This is a genomic window from Ornithinibacillus salinisoli, from assembly GCF_042684965.1.
In the GTDB taxonomy this organism is placed as follows: domain Bacteria; phylum Bacillota; class Bacilli; order Bacillales; family Amphibacillaceae; genus Ornithinibacillus; species Ornithinibacillus salinisoli.
The window spans coordinates 322,142-346,101 of sequence record NZ_JBHUMI010000014.1 but is presented as its reverse complement, the minus strand read 5'-3'; the positions used below and the strand labels follow the sequence as shown (position 1 = coordinate 346,101).

General features: G+C 32.3%; 19 protein-coding genes. 15 read left to right on the top strand and 4 right to left on the bottom strand.

Features of this window, described 5'->3' with window-relative positions:
- The first annotated feature begins 81 nt into the window (after window positions 1-81).
- From ACFSTA_RS09000 to ACFSTA_RS08955, 10 genes are all read left to right on the top strand, one after another.
- The gene (locus ACFSTA_RS09000; RefSeq protein WP_377556283.1) at window positions 82-3,990 is read left to right on the top strand and encodes a glucosaminidase domain-containing protein; all 3,909 of its coding nucleotides are present in this window, start codon (window positions 82-84) and stop codon (window positions 3,988-3,990) included.
- Between the two features lie 164 nt (window positions 3,991-4,154).
- Complete coding sequence (locus ACFSTA_RS08995) at window positions 4,155-5,567, top strand: hypothetical protein (protein WP_377556282.1); 1,413 nt, start codon at window positions 4,155-4,157, stop codon at window positions 5,565-5,567.
- Between the two features lie 209 nt (window positions 5,568-5,776).
- On the top strand, window positions 5,777-6,130 hold the full coding sequence (locus tag ACFSTA_RS08990; protein WP_377556281.1) for a hypothetical protein: 354 nt from the start codon (window positions 5,777-5,779) through the stop codon (window positions 6,128-6,130).
- A 24-nt stretch (window positions 6,131-6,154) separates the two neighbouring features.
- Entirely contained in the window at window positions 6,155-8,224 is a 2,070-nt protein-coding gene (locus tag ACFSTA_RS08985; protein ID WP_377556280.1) for a glycosyltransferase family 2 protein, read from the top strand.
- 193 nt (window positions 8,225-8,417) lie between these two features.
- Window positions 8,418-9,188, top strand: coding sequence for an ABC transporter permease (locus ACFSTA_RS08980; RefSeq protein ID WP_377556279.1), 771 nt, complete (start codon window positions 8,418-8,420; stop codon window positions 9,186-9,188).
- A 21-nt stretch (window positions 9,189-9,209) separates the two neighbouring features.
- Entirely contained in the window at window positions 9,210-10,688 is a 1,479-nt protein-coding gene (locus tag ACFSTA_RS08975) for an ABC transporter ATP-binding protein (RefSeq protein ID WP_377556278.1), read from the top strand.
- Between the two features lie 180 nt (window positions 10,689-10,868).
- Window positions 10,869-11,285, top strand: a complete 417-nt coding sequence (locus ACFSTA_RS08970; protein ID WP_377556277.1) for a hypothetical protein — start codon at window positions 10,869-10,871, stop codon at window positions 11,283-11,285.
- The gene (locus ACFSTA_RS08965) at window positions 11,286-13,004 is read left to right on the top strand and encodes a DUF3880 domain-containing protein (RefSeq protein WP_377556276.1); all 1,719 of its coding nucleotides are present in this window, start codon (window positions 11,286-11,288) and stop codon (window positions 13,002-13,004) included.
- Between the two features lie 13 nt (window positions 13,005-13,017).
- Window positions 13,018-13,986, top strand: a complete 969-nt coding sequence (locus tag ACFSTA_RS08960; RefSeq protein WP_377556275.1) for a glycosyltransferase family 4 protein — start codon at window positions 13,018-13,020, stop codon at window positions 13,984-13,986.
- A 156-nt stretch (window positions 13,987-14,142) separates the two neighbouring features.
- Window positions 14,143-15,228 (top strand): glycosyltransferase family 4 protein, encoded by a 1,086-nt coding sequence (locus ACFSTA_RS08955; protein ID WP_377556274.1) that lies wholly within the window; start codon window positions 14,143-14,145, stop codon window positions 15,226-15,228.
- A 202-nt stretch (window positions 15,229-15,430) separates the two neighbouring features.
- Here ACFSTA_RS08955 and ACFSTA_RS08950 read toward each other — a convergent pair whose 3' ends face one another.
- Both ACFSTA_RS08950 and ACFSTA_RS08945 read right to left on the bottom strand, forming a co-directional pair.
- Window positions 15,431-16,480, bottom strand: a complete 1,050-nt coding sequence (locus tag ACFSTA_RS08950; RefSeq protein ID WP_377556273.1) for an LCP family protein — start codon at window positions 16,478-16,480, stop codon at window positions 15,431-15,433.
- A 256-nt stretch (window positions 16,481-16,736) separates the two neighbouring features.
- Complete coding sequence (locus tag ACFSTA_RS08945; protein ID WP_377556272.1) at window positions 16,737-17,720, bottom strand: LCP family protein; 984 nt, start codon at window positions 17,718-17,720, stop codon at window positions 16,737-16,739.
- A 194-nt stretch (window positions 17,721-17,914) separates the two neighbouring features.
- On the opposite strand from ACFSTA_RS08945, the gene ACFSTA_RS08940 reads away from it, so the two are divergent.
- From ACFSTA_RS08940 to ACFSTA_RS08925, 4 genes are all read left to right on the top strand, one after another.
- Entirely contained in the window at window positions 17,915-19,081 is a 1,167-nt protein-coding gene (locus ACFSTA_RS08940; RefSeq protein WP_377556271.1) for a nucleotide sugar dehydrogenase, read from the top strand.
- A gap of 187 nt (window positions 19,082-19,268) precedes the next feature.
- Window positions 19,269-19,493: a DUF1659 domain-containing protein gene (locus tag ACFSTA_RS08935; protein ID WP_377556270.1), complete on the top strand. Its 225-nt coding sequence runs from the start codon at window positions 19,269-19,271 to the stop codon at window positions 19,491-19,493.
- A 38-nt stretch (window positions 19,494-19,531) separates the two neighbouring features.
- Window positions 19,532-19,747, top strand: a complete 216-nt coding sequence (locus ACFSTA_RS08930; protein ID WP_377556269.1) for a DUF2922 domain-containing protein — start codon at window positions 19,532-19,534, stop codon at window positions 19,745-19,747.
- Window positions 19,748-19,820: 73 nt separating this feature from the next.
- Window positions 19,821-19,955, top strand: coding sequence for a YvrJ family protein (locus tag ACFSTA_RS08925; protein ID WP_377556268.1), 135 nt, complete (start codon window positions 19,821-19,823; stop codon window positions 19,953-19,955).
- A gap of 49 nt (window positions 19,956-20,004) precedes the next feature.
- Here ACFSTA_RS08925 and ACFSTA_RS08920 read toward each other — a convergent pair whose 3' ends face one another.
- On the bottom strand, window positions 20,005-21,015 hold the full coding sequence (locus ACFSTA_RS08920; protein WP_377556267.1) for a CDP-glycerol glycerophosphotransferase family protein: 1,011 nt from the start codon (window positions 21,013-21,015) through the stop codon (window positions 20,005-20,007).
- 163 nt (window positions 21,016-21,178) lie between these two features.
- On the bottom strand, window positions 21,179-21,577 hold the full coding sequence (gene tagD / locus ACFSTA_RS08915) for a glycerol-3-phosphate cytidylyltransferase (protein WP_377556266.1): 399 nt from the start codon (window positions 21,575-21,577) through the stop codon (window positions 21,179-21,181).
- Between the two features lie 229 nt (window positions 21,578-21,806).
- Here tagD and ACFSTA_RS08910 point away from each other — a divergent pair, with 229 nt between their 5' ends.
- The gene (locus tag ACFSTA_RS08910; RefSeq protein ID WP_377556264.1) at window positions 21,807-23,957 is read left to right on the top strand and encodes a bifunctional glycosyltransferase/CDP-glycerol:glycerophosphate glycerophosphotransferase; all 2,151 of its coding nucleotides are present in this window, start codon (window positions 21,807-21,809) and stop codon (window positions 23,955-23,957) included.
- The last annotated feature ends 3 nt before the right edge of the window (window positions 23,958-23,960 follow it).

Sequence of the window (23,960 nt, the reverse complement as noted above, 5' to 3'; positions counted from 1 at the left end):
ATAGACTTATTCGAATCCTTCTATGATGCACTTTGATAGTCTATTTAATATTGAATTTATAAAATTAATAGGGGGATTTGCATGAGAAGAAGAGTTTTGATTAGTCTACTTTGTTTCTTTCTTATACCTAGCTTAGTTTTCGCAGAATCTAGTGATAATGAAGATATTGAAAAAGAAACTGAGTTGGTAGAAGAGACACAGGATCTAAGTGAAAATGAGCAACAAGTAAACCTAACAAACGATCCTTCAGTGAGCAATGAGGAAGAAGAGGTAACAAGTAGTACAAAAACTCCAGATGAATGGTATGAAGAAGGGATGAATAATCCTTCTGCTACCAAAAGAGTCGAAATTTTTGAAGAGGCATACAGTTATTATCCTCAAAACGAAAAAATCATCTCAGGATTAAACGAGAGTGTGAGAAATCTATTAAATTGGGCTAGTGGCAAGCACAATAGTGGGGATTATGGTACAGCTGTCGACAGATATAATTACATTCTAACTGTTGAAGGAATAAGCAGTACTTATAGTGATGAAGCATCATGGAAAAAAGAATACGCTATTAATAAAACGAACTACCCTACAGCAGATCAACTCTATGATGAGGCTATGTCAGAATCAACAGCTTCAGGTAGATTTGATGCATTTATAGAAAGCTATACTTACTATTCCAATAATAATAGAATTTTAGAAGGTCTTCGTTCAAGTGCAGAGTTATTATATAATTGGGCGATCAAGCAACATGGACTTAGAGAGTTTGATACGGCAATTGATAGATATGAACGACTACTTTCTTCTGATGCGCTTACCTCTAGTTTTCTTTCAAAAGTAGAATCTCGTCTGAATGAAGCACTCCACGAGATACGACCATCGGGGATTATCTATGAAGAAGCGAAAAATGAATATAGTGCATCGAAGAAGCTTGAACTTTATATCGAAGGATATGAGTCCTATCCAGAAAATGTAGACTTTATCAATGGTATAAATGAAAGTGGTAAGTTATTGTTGAGTTGGGCAAGGGGACAACATCAATCTGGAAAGTGGAGTACAGCAATTGACCGATATCATAAGATCCTAGATGGTCCAGTGACATCAAAATCACTTCAGGATTCAGTTGCTTTGCATTTAGAAAAAGCAGAAAACCGTAACACTATTCCGACTGCTGTTTCACTACTTGAGGAATACAAAAAACTGACAAAAGTATCGGAAATCTTTAGACATAGTGTTGAAAACTTCCTTTATTACCCAGAATCTGAAAAGTTTGAAACAGAAATGAATCATGCCGCAGAACAACTATTAAATTGGGCCATGGGAAAACACGATAATGGTGACTTTACGACTTCTAAAGATAGATATGAAATAATTATCTCTATACCATATATCAACCAATCAATTAGAAAAAAAACCGAATCACTGCTTTCTGATGCAGAAATTGGCAAGCGTTCTGCGGGTGCTATTTATCAGGATGCTGTAGAAGAAGGTAGAGCATCTTATAAGTTGAATCTTTTTATAAATGGATATGAGTTTTATCCAGATGATCAGCGTTTCATTAAAGGGATCCAAGATAGTGCTGAATCATTATTTGATTTTGCAGTAAGAAAACATCATGCTGGTGATTTCGCTACTGCAATTGAACGATACGAAAGAATATTAGTTGCACCTTCCGTATTAACTTCGACAAGAGAAAAGACACAAGAAAAGTTAGCTGGCGCCAAAATTGGTAAACGTCCTGCAGATGTAATCTATAACCTAGTGAAAGAAGAAACAACGGCATCGGGCTTGTTTGAATTGAATAGTCAAGGATATTCATTCTATCCAGAAGATGACCGTTTCGCTACTGGGTTAGCAGAGAGTTCCAAATATTTATTTGAGCTAGCTGCCCGTTATCATTCGCAAGGAAGATTTACTGATGCAAATACTCGCTATGAAAAATTATTAAATACAGACGGCGTTCCTAATAGTTATCAAACAAAAGCGAGTTATCTTCAAAAGTATTCTGCTGAAGAAAAGCTTATACCTAATGCAGAAGAGTATGAAGCACTTATCGAGAAGGAATCGACTGTATCTGGAAAATTGGATATGGCTGTCGAAGGCTATTGGATTTATAGTGAGAAACCTCTTATGGTGAACCTTGTTATAGAGAATGCATACGGATTATTAAATTGGGCAACCGGAGTTCACAAACGTGGTGATATTACTACAGCTCTAAATAGGTATAATAGAATACTAGATTTGCCTGTGAAAAGTGATGTTCTAATCACGGAAACTACTTTAAAGAAAAGCTATGCTGATTCAGGGGAAATATTACCAACTGCTGATCAAATATACAATGAGGCACAAGAAGAAACAAGAGCGTCCTATGTATTTGACCTATATGTTAAAGGTAATATCCTTTACCGTGACGATGAAAGGTTTATAGTTGGAATTGAAGAGAGCTCTATTTCACTTCTAAACCTAGCTATTCGCTACCATGATAGTGGTCAATATGATAGAGCAAGAGATCGTTATGATACGCTTATATCTACAGCGAGTGTTCCTAGTCGTATTATTTTAGAAGCAGAACTTAGAAAACGTTATGCTGAAAAAAGTAAATTAGTTCCAGAAGCAAATGATTTGTATAATTTAGCATTAAAAAATACCACAGTTAGTGGAAAATTTGATGCATTTGTTGAAGGATACGTTTTCTATCCATCAGATGAAAGGTTTGTAAGTGGGTTAGAAATTAGCGCATATGATTTATATAAATATACTATTAAAATTCACAAAAATAAAGACTTCAGTGGGGCTATAAGTCGTTATGAAAAGCTAATTAGTTCTCCTGGTATTCCTGATTATATTGTAGATGGAGCGCTAGCAAATCTAGAATATGCTAAGGATCGTATTGTTCCTATTAGCCAAATGATTAACTTTACGGAATATAATATTAGTCTTCAGGATGCCTTGAGTATACAAATGAAGGTTTCACCACAAACAGATAAATACATTGGGGTGCCAGCTTTTGCGCATGGTAACTATATTCGAATTATTCAAGATGCACAAATTTCCGGATCAACGGTTAATGTAAGGACCGCTCCAATTCTTGAGGATAAGTATATCGCTAAATCCCTACAAGGTGGAACAAAAGTAGAAATCTTGGACCGAGTTGTGGGAGACAGTTTTAGCGGTAGTAAATTATGGTATAAGATTGAGTATAACGGAGAAATATTATATGCTCACACATTATTAGTTGATCCAGCTATCGGTGAAACTACAGCAGAAGTAAATATGCGAATGGAACCAAATTCAGATAGCCATAGTTTTGGAACAAGAGCTAAAGACAATAGAATTACGATTATAGGTAACACGGGTAATTGGTATAAGGTTATCTATGATAAAGACTGGAAGAACGCAACAAGCAACGATACGAAGTATTATATAGATCCAACAAATTTTATTAATAATGTAAATCAAAAATATCAATTTTTAGATCTAAGTTATTACACTGGTATTCCTTCATCTGAATTAAAAGACCTATTAATAGGTAAAGGAAAATTAGATGGAATGGAAGATGTCTTTAAAGAAGCAGCAAAAAGAGCAGGTATTAATGAATTATACCTTATCTCACATGCTTTACTAGAAACAGGACATGGAACATCTACACTTGCTAGAGGAGTAGAATATAACGGAAAGATCGTTTATAACTTTTTTGGTATAGGTGCGGTAGATGGTGATGCAATTAATAAAGGTGCGAAAAGAGCCTATGAGGAAGGCTGGTTCACTGTAGAAGATGCCATCATTGGTGGAGCAGAATTTGCAAAACAAAAGTACATTTATGCAGGGCAGAACACCTTATACTCTATGCGCTGGAATCCAGCTAAAATGGACCAAAATGGATATGCTACCCATCAGTATGCAACAGATATAGGCTGGGCTTATAAACAAGTTGCATATTATACTCGTTTTTATTCCAAAGGAGATTACAATCTAATCTTTGATATTCCTGTCTATAAGTAATAAGAAAACTAATCTAGACTACCTATTGATTAATACAATGGGTAGTTTTTCTGTTTTTTTAGGCTTATGGTTCATTGACATGATATACTCTATTAAGTATTATGTTACTATTCAAGTTACATAAATATATAGTGAAGTTGGTGCTATAATTAAGGAGGAACGATATGAATTCTAGTTTAATGAGATATCGTTTTGGATTTGCAATATATAAGAACACTTCTCGTCCTAATTTGGAGGAAATTAAAGATTGGGACAAGTTTGAAGCAAATGGATATCATATCCATACTCATCCAGAAGTGAATGTTCAAACAGTCGAAACAAGTCATGGAACTGCAATATTAATCGGTGAAGCGTTTGTATGTAAGGGAAGAAAAAAACTAACTGACATCATGAAAGTCCTACTGAGGAAAGATGATTGGGAAGTGTTTGATTGTATTTCTGGAAGATTTGCATTATTTCTTATTAACGCATCACAAGTTAAAATACTCCATGATCCTTTTGGTTCAAGAACTATTTATTATTTGCAAAATAAAGATGTATGTGTAGCTTCACATTCAGCTTTAGTAGCTTCCTTATTTAAGGAGAAATTCAGTGAGGAAGCAAAACGTTTTATAAAATTACCTGAATATAAAATGAGGGGTACAGGCTATCTTCCTGGCGATGTGACCATGTATGATAATATTAAAGCATTAGTACCTAATAATTATTATGATATGAATGAAAAGAGGACAGTTCGGTATTGGCCAAGAAACCCAATAAAATCGGTTTCTACACGCTTCTTTTTAAAACAATGTGATCGGTATCTTTCTAACTTCACGAAATATTATTCCCCAAAATATAATTTATTACTTGGACTAACAGGGGGGGTAGACACTAGAGCATTGGTTGCTGGAATAATGGGACAAGGTGTAAAGCTTAGGTTAATAACTTGGACAGGTAATCGCCTTCCAGAAAAAGAGGTGCCAATCGTAGCTAAAATGAAGGAACATCTTGGGTGTCCTCATGTTTACCTAGATCCTTCGAATAAAGTTGATAGCGAGAGATTTACAGAGCTTAGAAAAGAAGCGAGTACTTCAACTGGTTATTCAAGGGGCTTTTCAGGATTAACAGCACATATGGGGGAAGTTGTTCAACCTAATGAGATTTTCGTTCGTGGATTTGGTGGTGAAATTATTAGAGGTTTTTATAGCAGACATAAGGCCTCTATGTCAGGAGACCTGATAAAGGACTTTATGAATTTATATAAAACAAAAAGAATAAAAGAACCTGGTGAAGAATTTACAAATTTTGTAGCAGAATCGACTAAAGGGTTTATAGAGAGAGCAAATTATAGTAATGAAATGTTTAATATAGATGTGAGTGATTTATTTTACTGGGAGCAACGAATGGGGATGTGGGGATCCAATATGCTAAATGAGATGGATCCTGCAATATATTCAGTAGTAGGATTTAACAGCCGCCCCTTATATGAAACTGCTTTCGGTCTAGATGAAAAAGAAAGGCTTGGAGCAGAGATTATGTTGAAAATTACTGCTCGTTATGACAAGAAATTCTCTGAGATTGGAGTATTATCCTAATTATTTTTACACGTTTAGGTTCTATTCTAATACTTAGACTAGCTAACCTTTGCCTCCCTTTAAATAATGTTTAAAGAGAGGCTTTTAATGTGTTATTATTTTAAAAGTAGGATAATGGGTTATTTGTGAAAAATAAGTAGATTTTCTAGTTTCAAATTAAAAATAAAGCAAATAATATATATGAATAAATGATAGAGGATGTGAATGGTTTGGAATCTGCATCGAAAGATAGGGAACAAATTACTAAAAATGATCTCGATAAGATTTTTTCTGAACAAAAAAGGTATTATAATTTGATAAAATTAGAGTTGGAAATTTTTAACTTAGAGAATCAATATAATAAAAAATCTTCTGAGAACAGAGAAATGTTAGATAAAATTGAGAGATATGAAAAAGAGATTAACCTTTATAAATCTAGTTTACATAGTGTGTCAGAGGAACAACAGTATTATTTAAAAGAATATAATAAAATCCTAAACAGCACCTCATGGAAGGTAATGGCTCCTATGAGAATGGTTGGATCCGTATTTAAAGGAATTACAGGAAGAAGAAACAAACGATAATTTATCGAATTGGAGGTGAAAAAAATGACAGAAAGAACAGAGAAGCAATTATTAGATGTTAGTGATTTACAGGAACTTTTTCAAAAAAGAAATAAACTAGATGAATTATTAGCCCAAGAAGAAGAGCAAAGCATCTTTTTAGCTGAAGAATTAAAGAAGGTAGAACACCAATTACATAGTGTAAAGAACAGGTATAAACGTGAAGCAGCTTTAAGAAGTAAAAATAAAAAAGAACTTGATAAAATTAATAAAAGTCGCTCTTGGAAGTTAAGTTTACCAGTACGGAAACTTGGTGAGGTAGTTAAAAATTCTAAGGAAAATGGCTCGGAAGAACAATTTAATACAGCTGTTAAAGATATTGTGGTTCAGTCAAAAAATGAAAAATATAATGCTAGAGCTTTAGATAGAAAGTTATGGGCTGGATACTCTACTTATGCTTTGAAGGAACTTCTTGATTTAAAAAATTCAGAAAACGCCCCAATGAATGAACGTATGAGAGCAACAAGAAGTCTATCTCGTTGGTATTATGATCATCAAGATTACGAAAAAGCGTATGAAGAACTTGAATATATTAATGAAGTAAAACCAATAAATAACCCTAATCCTGATCGTGTTATAACCGAGATTAAAGTGATGAAGAAGTTAGGAGAAATAAAGGCAGCTAGAAGAAAAGTGTGGGAAGTAATTAATTATAGAGGTCTTCAAACGAATTTATGCTTAAGTATGGCACATCTTGCTGAGGAAGAGCTAGAAAGACTAAACTGGTATAATTTAATTTATGATAAAAATGGCTATAATCAAATTAGGAAAATTGATAAACAAAAACCATTAGATCTAGAAAATATTTACACACCGACAACTAAAATAGATAAAGGGTTAGAAAAATATAAAGTATCGGTGATTATCCCTGCCTATAATGCGGCAGACTTAATTCATATCGCATTGGATAGTTTATTGAAACAGACTATACAAAATATTGAAATAATAGTAGTAGATGATTGTAGTCCGGATAATACTGCGGAGGTAATTGCTAAGTACGCTGAGCAAGATGAGAGAGTTAAACTTATTAAAAAAGAAAATAATGAAGGTGCTTACGCTGCAAGAAATACGGGTCTACAGTATGCAACTGGTGATTTTATAACCATCCATGATAGTGACGATTGGTCTCATTCGCAAAAAATTGAGATCCAGCTAAAAGCATTGATAAAAAACCCTTCGGCAGTTGGAACGATTTCTTATTTAGTACGGGCATCAAAGGATATTTGTCCACTTAATGCAGGTTCATTATTAAGTGTGAAATTTTTAATGATGAATTCCTCTTCGTTATTAGTTCGACGAAGTGTCATAGACAACCTTGGTGGTTGGGACAGCGTTAGAGTTGCAGGAGATACCGAGTTTTTATGGAGAATCGAGAAGATTTATGGTGATGAAAGTGTTATTCGAGTCGAACCAACTATTCCGCTATCCATTGCTCTATCAAATGAAAACTCATTGACAGGTACAAGTACAACACATGTAAAAACGATTCATTTTGGTTTGAGAAGAACGTATCGAGAATCTTTCCAATGGTGGCATGAACAGGCAGATTCTGCTGAAGATTTATATATGGATCCTACGCAGGTTAATAGACATTTTCCATGTCCAGTTCCAAATATGCTCAAAAGACCTAAAGTAAGAGAATATGACATAGTTGTTATTGCAGACTTTTCGAGTGATTCTGATCAAGAATTGTTAGATGAAATGCTTAAGAAGTTTACTAATAACTATGAAAAAGTAGCTTTGTTCCACTGGCCAGATTATAATGGAAATCCTTCAAGGATAATAGCAAATAACATATATTACTTAGCCAGTAAACATCAGATTGATTTATTAGTTCCGAATGAAGAGGTAAGCACGGAAGATATGATATTCCTAACTCCAAGAATTTTGGATTATAAGTTAGATAGTGCTCCGAATATCAATTATGGAAAAGCATATGTAGTTGATGAGAATACATCAAGTGAAACGAGAATGAACAGAGAGAAAAACCTAATTAGAACAATGAATGAAAATGATATAAAATGGTGTACAATAGAAGAACTTAAAAATATGTAATCAAATTAAAAAATCCGCCATAATAATCGGTTTATATGGCGGATTTTCCTCTCTTTTTATAAAATAGAGTAGTCTTATATTTATTTATTAATCACCCTTACTGTGATATAATGCTTTGAGTATTAGTATTATACGTAAATTAATTGATCAACTTATATGATAATGACAGAAATAGGCGGTGTGAGTTTCACTTATGAAAAGTTATATACAAGAAATACTAATGAGAAAAGACTTATTAATATATTTAGTTAAATCAGGACTAAAAGCTGAGCATCGCAATAGTTACCTAGGTTATTTTTGGTGGCTCTTAGATCCGCTGCTTAATGTTTTAGTTTACTACTTTCTAGTAGTAATTGTGTTAGAAAGAGGCGATGAAAATTATCCATTATTCTTAGTTATTGGATTAGTAGTATGGCGTTGGATCAGTTCTAGTATTAATACCTCTGCAAGGTCGATCCTACGGTATAGTTCTATAATAAATCAGGTTTACTTACCAAAAGCAATTTTTCCAATGTCATTTGTTTTATCTCAATTGTTCAATTTTCTATTTGGACTAATAGTAGTTGGAGGATTTCTTTTGATGTTTGGTGTTATGCCAGGATGGGAACTAATATTTTTACCTCTATTAATATTGGTAACTATAATTTTCCTATTTGCGGTGGGCTTACTGTTAGGCTATATCAATATATTTGTACGTGATATCGATAATTTACTAACATATGTCATTCGTATACTTTTCTATGCATCTCCAATTATTTGGGAAGGTGGAAGGCTTGAATATAGTTGGGCAGTTGATTATAATCCGATAGCAGTAATTGTAGAGTCCTATCGTGCTATTTTGATGTACAATACTACTCCAAACTTTGTTGGGTTAGGAGTTATTCTATTAATATCTATTGTCATAAGTGTGATTATGATTAACCATTACAGTAAAAATGAGCACAAGATAATTAAAGCTCTTTAATAGAAAGTGGATGATCTAATAATGAATAATAAAAGGCAAATAATCCGTTCTAATAAAGTGGGAGTAGCCTTCTATTCAGGTGATAAAGATGATATCAAATCAAAGGCTTTACGTTTATTCACAAATAAAGAAAAAAATAAAAAGCCAAAAAAAGTATGGGCTTTAGAGAATATAAATTTTGCAGGATATGAAGGTGAAATTTTAGGTATCATTGGTTCTAATGGAGCTGGTAAAACTACTTTGAGTAAAGTCATCTCACGAATTCTTCAAGAAGATCGAGGAGAAATGAAAGTAGATGGAAAAGTAACCGCGCTATTTTCATTTGGAATGGGATTTAAACAAGAACTTACAGGTCGAGAAAATGTATATCTTAACGGGATGATGCTTGGAATCGATAAAGAAAAAATTACCGAGTACATTGATGAAATTCATGAGTTCTCTGATTTAGGACATTTTATGGATCAGCCAATGAAGTACTATTCTAGTGGAATGAAAGCAAGACTAGGCTTTAGTGTTGCTTCCCATCTACAGCCTGAAATTTTAATTTTGGATGAAGCGTTAAACACAGGTGATGCTAAATTTAGTAAAAAAGCTGCCGAAAAAATGAAAGAACTAGTCAAACAGGCAAAGATGGTAGTTATTGTTACGCATAGTTTAGGGTATGCTAAGCGGCACTGTACGAGATTAATTTGGTTAGATAGAGGTGCAGTAATAGAAGATGGAAATCCTGAAGAAGTAGTTAATCACTATCAGGCTACTCTACCTGCAGCAAAGCCTAAAAAACGCCGAATTCTTGAGTTAGAAAAAACAGAAAGCCAGATTCGTGGTAATGCGATAATAAAAGCGAATAATGTTGGTGTTTCTTTCAATTTAAAAGGTGGAGAATTTTGGGCACTTCGAAATCTAAATTTTGAAGTGAATGAAGGAGAAGTTCTTGGGATTATCGGACATAATGGAGCTGGAAAGAGTACATTATGTAAGTTACTAACTAGGATTTTTAAACCTGATGAAGGAGACATTGAAGTATTAGGTCAAACCTCTGCGTTGTTAGGTTATGGAACAGGCTTTAACCAGCAGTTAACTGGTGGAGATAATATTTATTTAAATGCCATGTTACTTGGTATTCCTAAGGAACGTGTCGATGAGAAGTATGAAGAAATAATCGACTTTTCAGGTATAAGAAATGCAATTGACAAACCAGTTAAGCAGTATTCTAGTGGTATGAAGTCAAGATTAGGCTTTAGTATTGCTGCAATTCTGAAACCAGATATTTTTATTATAGATGAAGCATTGTCAACTGGTGATATAAGCTTTCAACAAAAGGCGAGTGAAAGAATTCAAGAAATTATTGAAAGTGCTAAGGCAGTGATTATTGTTTCACATAATATGAGTTTTGTTGAAAAAGTATGTACAAGAGCAATTTGGATGAGTAAAGGTGAAATCATCTATGATGGTGATCCAGAAATAGCTGTAGCGAAGTATAAAGAATCAAATAATTAAATAATTGGGCAGGGTATGTAATCTTATATAGGTTTCGTACTCTCCCTATAATCAACTTCATTTAACTCTCAACAACATGACAGTCCCCCAGAAACTATATACCAATATCCAAAAGTAATTAAGTTAGAGAAAGCCAATCTTACGATAATCCTAATTATATAGGAGGTTTAAAAACTCATTATGAAGGAGAAGTGTAGCTACGGAGACAGTACTTTGGTGGAGACCCCAAGTCAAAAAGCGTTACTATCTCAAAGAAGTTCAACAGAGAATGAACAAAATGAGTTATTGGCAGATTACCATACTGAAAATATTGTTTTAAAAGATGCTATTTTTCAAATGCGGTGTGAATTAAAACAGAGTATAACGAGTAATCTTCAATCAATAGAAGAAGAAGAAAAATTCATTCACACGGTAGAAAAAAAGATCCAAGAATTAAGACAAGTGAATGCAAATCAAGCAATTAAACTGGAAAAATTGCAGAGTAAATATGATCGGTTGTTAAAAAGGTATGATGCTCTGCGAAATTCTAAATTAGGGCGTTTAATTTTTATGTATTGGAAATTTAGAAGGAGACTAAAAAAAAGAGTGGGAAGATAAATGGAAAAAATGTTATCTGAAAGGCTAACAGCTTTATCTAATGAGAAAAAAAGATATCACAAAAAATTAGTAGAACTAAATTCTGAAATAACGCTAAATTATTTGGCAGCTAAGCATTTTGAGATGAATATTTCCTCGATCAAGCCATCAGAGAATATTATTATAGATAAAAAAAATAACGGGGTGTTGGTTACATCCACTTTAGAAAATGATGAGAAAAAATATTTTCACTTTAAAGATGATAGAATGGATAGAGTCATGGAGTTTTTAGATAGTTTTAGGGACCATTTGATAGCCCTCTCTTTTGATGGGAAATCTAAAGGTTGTGAAGTTGAATTCCGACTCACAGTCACGGATCATGAAGAGAATACTAAAGAGGTAAGACTACATGTTGGGAAGACAATGGTCTTTCGCTTAGACTCCCTTCAACAAATTAAACAGTTAAAAATGAGAATTCTTATAAAAGGAACTGGTTTTACATATATTCGAAATCCTATATTTTCTGTAAAGAGATTTGGAGAATTCCGAACTATAAACCATAAAAAATATTCAGATTTAAATATATATAGTGTTCAAGAAGATGATATTATTCAGAGATTTAACACTGATATAAATCTCATCCGTTTTTCTGCTCATAACTTTTCAGAAACAGTAACCAACATCCGTCCCGATATTTTTTTATGTTCATCTAATTTGATGTTGAAGAATGATCCTTTCAATAATACTACTTTATTTGAAATATTAAGTGTCGGTGTAGAACGAAAAATACCAACTGTATTTTGGGATATAGAAGATCCATCTTATTATTCGTCATTAATAGATCAAGCTAAATACTTCGATTTTGTATTTACTACAAATAGAGAATCTGTAGAAAGGTATAAAGAAGATGGATGTAAGAATGTTTACTTCCTTCCATTTTCAGTACATTTAGATTTTCCTGACGCAATAGAGAGTTATTATATAAAGGATATTGTATTCGTTGAAGGTGATTCCTTAAATAAAAGTTCTCATTTATTACCGGAAGTTAAAAATGATGAGTTAGCAATCAAACAAAAACGGTTAACATCATTACGAAATATATTAGAGCATCATACGTACAGGAATAAGCTAGAAACCATTTTAGATCAAATCAATATTAACTACGACAAAGAGAATTACTCTGCAACCATGGTCGCGGTTATTAGAAGTAAACAAGATTACCTAGAAATAATGGAACAATACGTTAGACAAACCATGATTAATAAGAAGCTGGTACTCCTAATTGATTTTTTTGAAGGATACTTGGATATATTTAACCAAAACAATACTGGTGAAATTAAAACTTATTTATTGGATTATATTCACCACTATGACAGCATAAATGATCTTATTGAAACTAGTCATTATGCTCCTATTAGTACAAAGCATTATTATGCTAGGAACTATCTAAAGGACATGTTTTTAACGACCTTATATACACGTGACTCCATTATTGTTAAAAATGTTGGGGAAGAATATACGTTTGTGACTAATGGACAATTTGATCAGGCATTCATTTCGAAGACATTTTCAAAAACAATTGATCCAAGACAATTTGTTTCTCTTTTTGGTGATAATGAGTCTCATATGTTAGGGAAATGGTTTCCTTTTGGTATCCAGTTTTTTAATACGGATAATTTCAATTTAATTAGTGATTTTAAGGGAAATCATAGAGTTAAGTTGGATAACATCGAAATATAAGGAGGAGTCCTAAATGAAAAAAGTTGCCGTATTTGGACACGATTTAAAATTTATTTCTTATATTACTGATTATTTAACTGACTCCTTTGATTATCAAATAAAGATTGACCAATGGGATGGGCATGACCGCCATGATGAAACAAAGAGCTTAGAATTACTAGAATGGGCGGACATTCTTTTCTGTGAGTGGGGATTAGGGAATGTAATATGGTGTCAAAAACACAAGAAAAGTAACCAAAGACTAATTGTAAGACTTCACCGTTTTGAGATGAACACTAGATTTCCGGCTTTATTTGATTATAAAAAAATAGATCAACTTATTGCTATTTCCCCTTATATATATGAAGAATTCCATCGAGTTGCTAAAGTTCCTCGAGAGAAAATGAAAGTAATATTTAATGCTGTTGATACGCAAAGATTTGCAAAGGATAAGGTGGAAGATTCAAAATTTAATATTGGGTTAATTGGTTATGTACCTAAGCTAAAAAGATTAGATCGTGCAATAGATATTTTTGAAAAGCTGTATGAACTTGATCCTAGGTATAAGCTGTATATAAAAGGTAAAAGGCCAGAGGAAGTTGATTGGGTATGGAAAAGGGCTTCACAAAGGGAACATTATAAAGATGCATTTGAAAGGATACAGCAATCTAAATTTAAAGAGCATATTTTTATTGAAGGTTGGGGAGATGTATCGGAATGGCTAAAAAATGTAGGATATGTCCTTTCTGTTAGTGACTATGAGAGTTTTCATTTGGCTCCTATAGAAGGAATGGCTTCAGGGGCTTTCCCAGTTGTTCTTCAAAGGGAAGGAGTCCGGTGCGTTTTTCAAGAAAAGTACATATTTGAAAACATAGAGCAAGCAGTAACCTTCATATCATCTAAGAATAATAAAGACGAATCGGAGCTTGCTTCATATGTTGAAGAGAGATTTTCATTACAGAAGATTTGTGAGAAGATGGATGAATTGCTTAGAAATGCATAGTGTTTCGATAGCTATCAATAGTAGAGAAAAAATTTAACTAAGAATAATTAGCCGAGGAGTTTGGGACTAATTATCCAAACTCCTTTATTAAGATTTATTTTTTTATTAAAAGGTGATAAGATGGATAGTGAAAAATAGATTAAAGAGGTGCCAAATATGTGGAATATAAGCGACTTAGTAGTAGCATTCATCTTGTCAGTCACCACGGCATTGATTGTTACTCCGTTGATTTCACGATTAGCGTTTAAATTTGATGCGGTCGATAAACCTGATAATAATCGAAAATCACATAACGGTGAAAAACCAAGTATGGGTGGACTAGCCATCTTTATTGGTGTTGCAGTTGGTTTTATTTATTTACAACCTGGAGATCAGCATATGACGGCAATTATTATTGGTGCCCTTATTATGATCGTAACGGGTATGTTGGATGATATTTTCAATATCAAACCACTGTACAAATTAGTAGGTCAGACTACAGCTGCTATTGTAGTCGTATCTTCGGGTTTAGTTATTGAAAAATTAACTATACCGTTTATGGGCCAAGTATATATAGATAATTTTGGTATTATTTTAACAATCTTATGGATCGTTGCTGCTTCTAACGCTATTAATCTAATAGATGGATTAGATGGATTAGCTGCGGGAGTATCTGCAATTGGTCTATTAAGTATATTAATTATGGGAATTATGGATGCTAGATTTGTAGTGGTAGCCCTAGCAATAATATTAGTAGGTAGCTGTATCGGATTCTTATTTCACAATTTTTACCCCGCGAAGATCTTTATGGGAGACACAGGTGCCTTATTTTTGGGATATTCTATCGCTATTATTTCAATGCTAGGTTTATTTAAAAACGTTGCTTTCTTTAGCTTTATCGTTCCTATTATTGTCATTGCAGTCCCTGTTTTTGATACGGTCCTTGCAATTGTTAGACGGTCAATTAATAAACAAGGCATAGCTACAGCAGATCGTAATCATATTCATTACCAACTAATAAAAATGGGTTATTCACATCGAACTGCTGTATTAATTATATATGGTTTTAGTGCCTTTTTTGGAAGTATGGCTATTGTTTTTAATAGCACAAGATTATTAACATCACTTGTTATTTTTGTTTTAATTATTTTAGGTATTCAGTTGATTGCTGAAATAGCAGGTGTTACTTCTTCTAAAAAACAACCTTTACTAGATAGTATGAGAAAATTAGTAGGAATAGCTAAAGTCAATAAGTTAAAGTAATAAAAAAAAAGAGGGTGTCCCAAAGCCTAGCTATTGGTGACACTCTCTTTCTATTTAATCAAATTGAAAAGTAAAAAAATCGCTCCATTTAGTATAATTAAAGTACCAAATGATGGAGCGATTTTCTTATGAATGATCATCTTTCTTTTATTGATTATACCATGGAGACATTATTCATTGACTTTTGGGACAGCTTCTTTTATTAGTAAGAATCGCTAGAATCATTATTACCTTCAGCATTTACACTAGCAGATGAGCTATTTTCATCACTAATTTCTAAATGATTTTGAAGTAAACTCTTTGTCTCGTTTAGTGCAATTTCATCTAATTGCCAGTAGTATGTTCCAGCAGGTTGGTAATCTTGACCTTCCAGTGAGAAAGAGTCTATATTCAATTCGCTTCCACTCGTTGCATAGGATATAAAACTTTTCATTTCATTGAAAGATAAGTTTGTTGTCATATTACTTCCAACAGCTTCAATAACATCATCAAATTTTAATACAGAGCTAACAGATGTGGCTTTTTTAGCAACAGATTTCACGATATCCATCTGTCTTTTCCCACGCTCAATATCATTATCTAGTTTTCTAGTACGAGCTAGAGCAAGAGCTTCTTCACCATTTAATGTTTGCTCACCAGCTAATAAATGAATGGAGTTCTTTTTATCATTTGAATCAGACTCATAAAACTCATATGGAACATCAACATTTATTCCATTAATTGCATCAACTACGTCTACAAAAGCATGAAAATTCATTTTTACAAAGTAATCAACCGGAATGTCCAGTAAGTTTTCTACTGTTTCGATTGTTGCTTGGGGTCCACCAAATGCATGTGCATGTGTTATTTTATCTTCATATCCAACTTCAGGGATATAAACATAGGAATCACGTGGAATACTCAATAACTTAACACTCTTATCTTTTTTATTTAAGGTTGCTAACAATAAAGCGTCAGATCGTGCATTTTCACTATTCCCTCTATGATTGTTTTCATCTACTCCTATAATAAGAATAGATACATTATCCTCTTTCGGATCAACTTTTGCTTGTCGTAAATTTGATTTTTCTCTCCCATCATCTTCATAGGATTCAGATAAAACGGAATCTGCTTTAATATATAAAGATAAAGCATAGCCGAAACCTAATATAACAATTACCATTGGTATTAAAATAAAATATATTCTTTTACGTAACTTCCTTTTTTTTGTTCGCTTCACAACGCGAGATTGCGAAGAGTTATTCTTAGTCATTACTTGTTGCCCCTTTATTATAAATAAATTTATGGTCAAATATATTGCAAACCAACTTTTATTTTACTATGAAAATATGAAATAGTACATTAAAAGTTGATTACAATTTCATTATAAAATTAATGAATTGGACCTACCTTATTAGACGAATAAAAGTAAATAAATGTTTCAATATGTATAAAACTTCTTTATATTATTGTGATATTTTTTTTCATTAATTTTTATTAAAAAGGTGAGAGACGTATAGCTAGTTTAGTTAAACTAATAATTGCTTTGCAAAATTCATAGATAGATTCAAATGCATATTTAGCTCTTGTTGAATTTGTTTTCTACTTTCTTCTTCTACTTTATAAAACCAAGCACCATCCATATATATCCCAGAACCTTTAAAGTTTAAAGTATCAATATTTATTTCCTTATCTAGACCATAGGATATAAATCCCCTGATTTCCTGAAAGGATAAATTAGTTGTTAAATTATCTCCAATAGAGTCAACTATATTACTTAACTTTAAAACAGAGGTGAGTGAGGTTGCTTTTGATACTATTGCTTTTATCATTTCTTGTTGTCGTTTTCCACGGTCAACATCACTATCATATTTTCTAGTACGTGCAAGTGCGAGCGCCTCTTCACCATTTAACTTTTGATAACCAGGGCTTAAATGAATGGCTTTTTTTTGATCATGGGAATCTGATTCGATAATTTCATATGGAACATCAAACATAACCCCATCTAATGCATCTACAACTTCTACAAATGCATCAAAATTCATCCGTACATAATAATCAACGGGAATATGAAGAAATTCCTCAACTGTTTCTAAAGTAGCTTTTGGGCCACCGTAAAAATGTGCATGATTGATTTTAGTGTTATAATTTACTTCAGGTACATAAACATAAGTATCTCTTGGAATGGTCAATAGTTTCACCGAATGGTCTTGTTTATTAAAAGTTGCAAGTATTATAGCATCTGTACGACTTTTCTCCCCATAATTTCGATGCTCACTTGTATCTATTCCTAAAAATAAAACAGATACATTATCTTGTACAGGGTTCACTTTTTCGGACCTTAGTTGTGATTTATCGGATTCTCGAATAATTTCTTCCTGAGACTCATTCACCATATTTTCTGTTTTTATATATAAATGAGTTAAGTACCCACCACTTACTGAAAGGATTATAACTAGTATAATACACCCTATAATCCAATATCTTTTCTTGAAAATTTTATTTTTAGTCATCTATATGACTCCTCAAGTAAAATATTTCATATTCTACTTATGTTCTTTACAAAAATAATACTCCCTATACATGTTGTGATTATTTGTATAGCTTTTAGTTGTTTCGAATATTGATTTATGATTAACTAATTACAAATGCTTACTCATTAATAAAATTTATAGTTAAAGAAATTATAAATAAGGGGATCCTTAAAATGAAAATTTCAGTAGTCGGAACTGGCTATGTTGGCCTATCTAATGCCATCCTGCTCGCGCAAAATAATGAAGTAGTTGCTCTAGATATTCTTCAAGAAAAAGTCGATATGATTAATAATAAGAAATCTCCCATCGTAGATAAGGAAATTGAAGATTATTTACGAACAAGAGAACTACAATTAACAGCTACAACTGATAAAAATCTAGCATATAAGAACACCAAATATGTTATCATTTCTACACCAACTAACTACGATCCGAATAAAAATTATTTTGATACAAGTTCTGTAGAGGAAGTAATTACTGATGTATTAACCATTAATCCACAATCAGTAATTATAATAAAATCTACTGTACCAGTAGGATATACTAAAAAGGTTAGAGAAAAGTTTAAAACTGAAAATATACTCTTCTCTCCAGAATTTTTAAGGGAAGGTAGTGCATTATATGATAATTTATATCCTTCACGCATCATCGTAGGTGAAAAATCTGAAAGAGCAGAAGAATTCGCAGATCTCTTAGTTAAAGGAGCTGCAAAGGAAGATATACCAACTTTATTTACGGATTCTACAGAAGCAGAAGCAATAAAACTATTTGCAAACACTTATCTTGCGATGAGGGTAGCGTTCTTTAATGAACTCGATACATATGCAGAAGTAAATGGACTTAATGCACAGCAAATTATTGAAGGAATAGGTTTAGATCCAAGAATTGGAGAACACTATAATAACCCCTCATTTGGTTATGGAGGTTATTGTCTTCCTAAAGATACGAAACAGTTGCTTGCAAATTATAAAGATGTACCAAATAGTATTATCAGTGCAATTGTGGATGCTAATAAAACTAGGAAAGAACATGTTTCTGAGATGATTATCAAAAGAAATCCGAAAATTGTTGGTATCTACAGGCTAACAATGAAAATGGATTCAGATAACTTTAGAGAATCAGCAATTCAGGATGTTATGAGTCGAATCCAGGCAAAGGGAATTGAAGTCGTTATATATGAGCCAGTCTTAGAAAATGAAGAATATAATAACTCTAAAGTAATTAAGAACCTAGAAGAATTTAAAATAATGAGTGATGTAATAGTAGCAAATAGATTATCCGATGAAATAAAAGATGTCAAAGAAAAAGTATACACAAGAGACGTGTTCAGCAGAGAATAATGTAGGTGCCTGGCACCGACAAGGGAACTAACCACTAATTATTGTGGTTAGTTTTTTATTTCCCTTCTTTTTTATACTATCGAAAAAAATAAGAATAATGTGCCATTAAGTATAAAAGTTTTTCTCTTTCTTGCTTGCCACCTTTAAGCGACTTTCATCGATTGTATAGGTGAAAGGAGGTGGTAAGATGGCAGTAGCAGATATGATGAATTCTCAACTGCGTTTAGTTTTGTACGATGGGGACGACCTTGTAACAGGGGATCCAATTTACAAATTCAAAAGCTTCAATAACGTTAAAACAGAAGCAACAGCCGATCAGTTGTATGCAATAGCAACGGCATTAGTAGACTTGCAGGAGAGACCATTATTTAATATCGAACGTAAAGACAGTTCTGATATCCGCCAAGGTTAATCAGAAATGTGATTATTATAGTGAAGGGAGGTTAACCAATGAAAAAACTTGAACTAAAATTCGAAAATGAGGACGGTAAAATTGTCACGTATTCATTAGATAATCCAGTAGAACCGGTAAATCCAACTGAAGTAGAGGCAGCGATGGATGAGATCATCTCACAAAATGCATTCACTTCCAGTGGCGGTAACCTAGTTGCGAAGAAAAGTGCCCGCGTTGTTGAGCGTATTGTAGAAGAGGTTGAAATTGGTTAAAAGGTATATCATTAATTAGAACAAGACCAGCCGAAGTGCTGGTCTGTTTTATTAAGTGGAGGTGAATGATGGAATGGAAAATTGGGTATCATTCGTAACAGAGGTTGGTTTTCCAATTGCGGTAACGTTTTATTTATTACATCGCATCGAAGGAAAATTGAATCAGTTAATCGAATCAATCCATGCATTACCTGAAAGAATGCAATAATAAAATGCTACTGTCATTTGTTGAAGCTTAAAAATGACAGTAGCATTAATTAGAGTAGTACTTTTTCTCTTACTTCAACTTCACGGGTTTCTATAAACCGAGCTACATTTAAACTAGAATTTCCTCTAGAATATTCATTCCACTGATTAGCAAAAAATTGTATATCATTTAATTTGTATTTATTGTGTTTTATAGTTTGTATAATTTCATCAGTGCTAAATACTATAGGGCCAGGCATTTGATTCTCATAGTCTTTCATTAACCCGCTTGTGAGTCTGTACTCTTCTACATCATAAGCAAAGAAAATCATTGGTTTTCGTAATAAGGAATATTCGAATGGAATAGAAGAATAATCTGTTATTAAAATATCTGATTGAAGTAACAAATGATTAATATCAAAGTAACCCGACATATCATAGGCAAAATCTCTATACTTATTAGGAAGTGTAAAAGATACAGCAGGGTGAACGCGTATAAATAGGACATACTCATCCGAAAATTCTTCGCACAGTTCTTCAATATTTAATTTTAATTGGTAGTTATTCAACTGATTTTCACGAAAGGTTGGGGCATATAAAATTATTTTCTTATTATTTATTTCTGGTATATGTCGATTCAAATTACTGTTAGCTAACAGCTTCTTTTCTGTGTTAAAAAAAACATCAGTTCGAGGAATTCCCGTACGGATAATCCGTTCATTTGATAAATTAAAATTTTGTTGAAAAATAGTTGCCATTTTTTCAGATCCCACAACTGTATAGTGGAAACGATTATATACCTGTTGAAACCGTTCCTTTGCACGATTACTTCTAGTTGAAGTAGAAGGATCATTTAGCCCGAATTGCTTTATTGCTCCTGCGGCATGCCAAAGTTGTATGCAAGTAGAATTTTTTTTAAAATTTGTAACTGCTAAAAAGCCTTGATAGTTATCTACTAAAATAGTAGTTGCTGTTGCAAGATGGTAGATTGACTCTAAATAAGCAAATGGGTGTTTAATGTCGAAAGGAATAATTTTGTTGATGGATGGATCAAAGGTATATTTGCAAGACTTTTCTTTCAATATGATGACTTCTTGTTTGGATAGCTCACGTAATGAGCAGGTTGTATAAAAGATATTATCCCCAAAGGAAGCAACACAAACTGTTTTCTTCTTTTGGGGACATAGCTTAAGAAGTTCAAAAAAGAATTTGAAAAAAAGAAGATAGATAGAAACAGCAATCTCCCTAACCATTGTTCACCTTTAATAGATCCTCTTTAATTTTTGTCGTAGATATACCTACAGTCCTTGGTAAATAAACAACATCACAATAATTCTTTAGAAAATCAAATTCCCCTTCCCAATCGTCACCCATTACAAAAATGTCAATATCATGTTTTTGTATATCTTTCTTTTTTTGATCCCAGTTATTTTCTGGAATAACTTCATCTACATAACGAATAGCTTCTAAAATTATTTTTCTATTTTCATAACTATGGTAAGCTTTTTTCTTCTTAATGGCGTTAAATTCATCGGTTGAAACAGCCACTATTAAATAATCACCGAGTTCCTTAGCGCGTCGAAGTATATTGATGTGGCCATTATGTATTAGGTCAAATGTACCATACGTAATTATTTTTTTCATCGAATAATTCCCCCAATAATTTACAATTAAACTATTCTTCGATGTCATTTTCACTTATAATTATAATAGCATAACTTTACAAAAAATTAACATTGGATTTACATTTCTATTATTTTTACTCTATGATAATACATATACAAATATTTATATTAGAATAGTAAAATATACTTTTTTATGATGTTAAGGTATTGCGTATTAAAACCATGGTGAATATAAAAGGAGTGCCTAAATGAAAATGATTTCAGTAATAATACCTGTATACAATACCGAGGAATTTTTATCAGATTGTATTAAGTCTGTACTAAATCAAACATATTCTAACTTAGAAATTCTAATTATAAATGATAATAGTCATAAGACGTGTAAAGAGTTAATAAATGATTTATCTGCACGAGATAAAAGAATATCAGTGTTTCACTTTGATGAGAGAAAAGGCGTTGGAGCAGCACGAAATTATGGCGTTTATAAATCTACAGGGGATTATGTATATTTTTTAGATAGTGATGATTACTTAGAAGAAGATACTTTACAAGAACTCATACAGAATATTAACGGACATGACTGGATTTCTGGTAAATTAATGAAATCGCATTTGAGTGCTGACTCAAGTGATAATGTTGATGAAAACGATAATATGGAAAAAGTGCATATAGACGAAAGTATTATTGTATATGAGGAATTCAGTAAATTTAAGCTGATAAAAAACAAATCTGCATTGAATCGGTTATTTAAAAAAAGCTTTGTAATAGACAATAATCTTTATTTTTCGGAGAATGTAGAACGATATTCTGATTTAGCTTTTATGATTCCAGCAATATTAAACACAAAAGATATTCCTTGTGCCCAAAAGAGTATGTATTATAAAAGAAGAAGAAATGACCCTATTACTAATCCTGCGTTAATGCAGACTGGTATTGAAGATCGGATTAATGATTTCTGCTATATATATCATATTTTAAAGGAACAATACAAAGATGACTTTACACAAACATATTTAGATAATCAGTTATTGAATCTGTACAGGGGTGCAATTGTAAAGTTTTTTAAAAAGAATGAAAATGTTGATAATGTATTTAGAACTCTTGTAGATGCTACTAATAAAATTGCATCAAATGTTCTAAAGAAAAGGTCTTACATGATAAGAAAAGAAATAAAGGTGCTACAACAAGGAAATATTGCTAAGTATAAAAAAGTTAATCTATTCCATCACCGAAAAAGAAAAATTAAAAGTGCCTTCAGAAGTAAGCGAAGATTTCTTCTTCAGATGTACCGAATGGTCATTTTAAAACTGCCTTTGCAGGAAAATACAATTGTTTTTGAAAGCTTCTTAGGTAAATCCTATTCGGATAGTCCAAAATATATATATGAATATATGATTGATAATAAGATGAACTTTAAATATGTCTGGATATTTAATGAGAAAAAGAAGATTCCTGGTAATGCCATACAAGTTAAACGTTTCAGTTTAAGGTATTACTATTACCTTGCCAGAGCTAAGTATTGGGTAAGTAACTCAAGATTGCCAAAAAGTATAAATAAAAGAGAAGAAACCGTATATCTACAAACTTGGCATGGAACGCCATTGAAATCATTAGTTTTTGATATGAAAGACATTCATTCTGCAGATCCCAAATATAAGATTAATTTTTTCCAACAATCAAGGAGATGGAATTATTTAAGTTCTCCAAATGCATACTCATCAGAAATATTTATAAGAGCATTTAAATATGAAAAAGAACTGCTTGAATTCGGGTATCCTAGAAATGATATTCTGTATCGTAAAAATAATAAAAATGATATTGAAAAAATGAAAAACCAGATGAATATTCCTAGTGACAAGAAGGTGATTTTATATGCACCAACCTGGCGCGATGATGAATACATGGAACGAGGTAAGTATAGTTTTTCTTTAAAACTGGATTTGGATAGAATGCAAAAAGAGATAGGTAATGAGTATATAATTTTACTAAGAACACATTATTTTATTGCGAATGAGATTGATGTATCCCAATATGGAGGCTTTGTTTATGACTTTTCGAAGTATGATGATATTGCCGAGTTATATTTAGTTTCAGATATTCTCATTACGGATTATTCCTCTGTATTTTTTGATTATGCAAATTTAAGGCGTCCAATTCTATTTTATACGTACGACTTAGAAAAGTACCGGGATACATTGAGAGGATTTTATTTTGATATAGAAAATGAAGTGCCAGGTCCCCTTCTTAGAACAAGTGAAGATGTTATAGAATCAATTAAAGACATTGATCAAATTTCAGAGAATTATCAATTAAGATATGAGGACTTTTATAACAAATTTTGTGATTGGGATAATGGTTATGCAACAGAAAAAACAGTAAAAGCAGTATTTAAGGATTAAAGA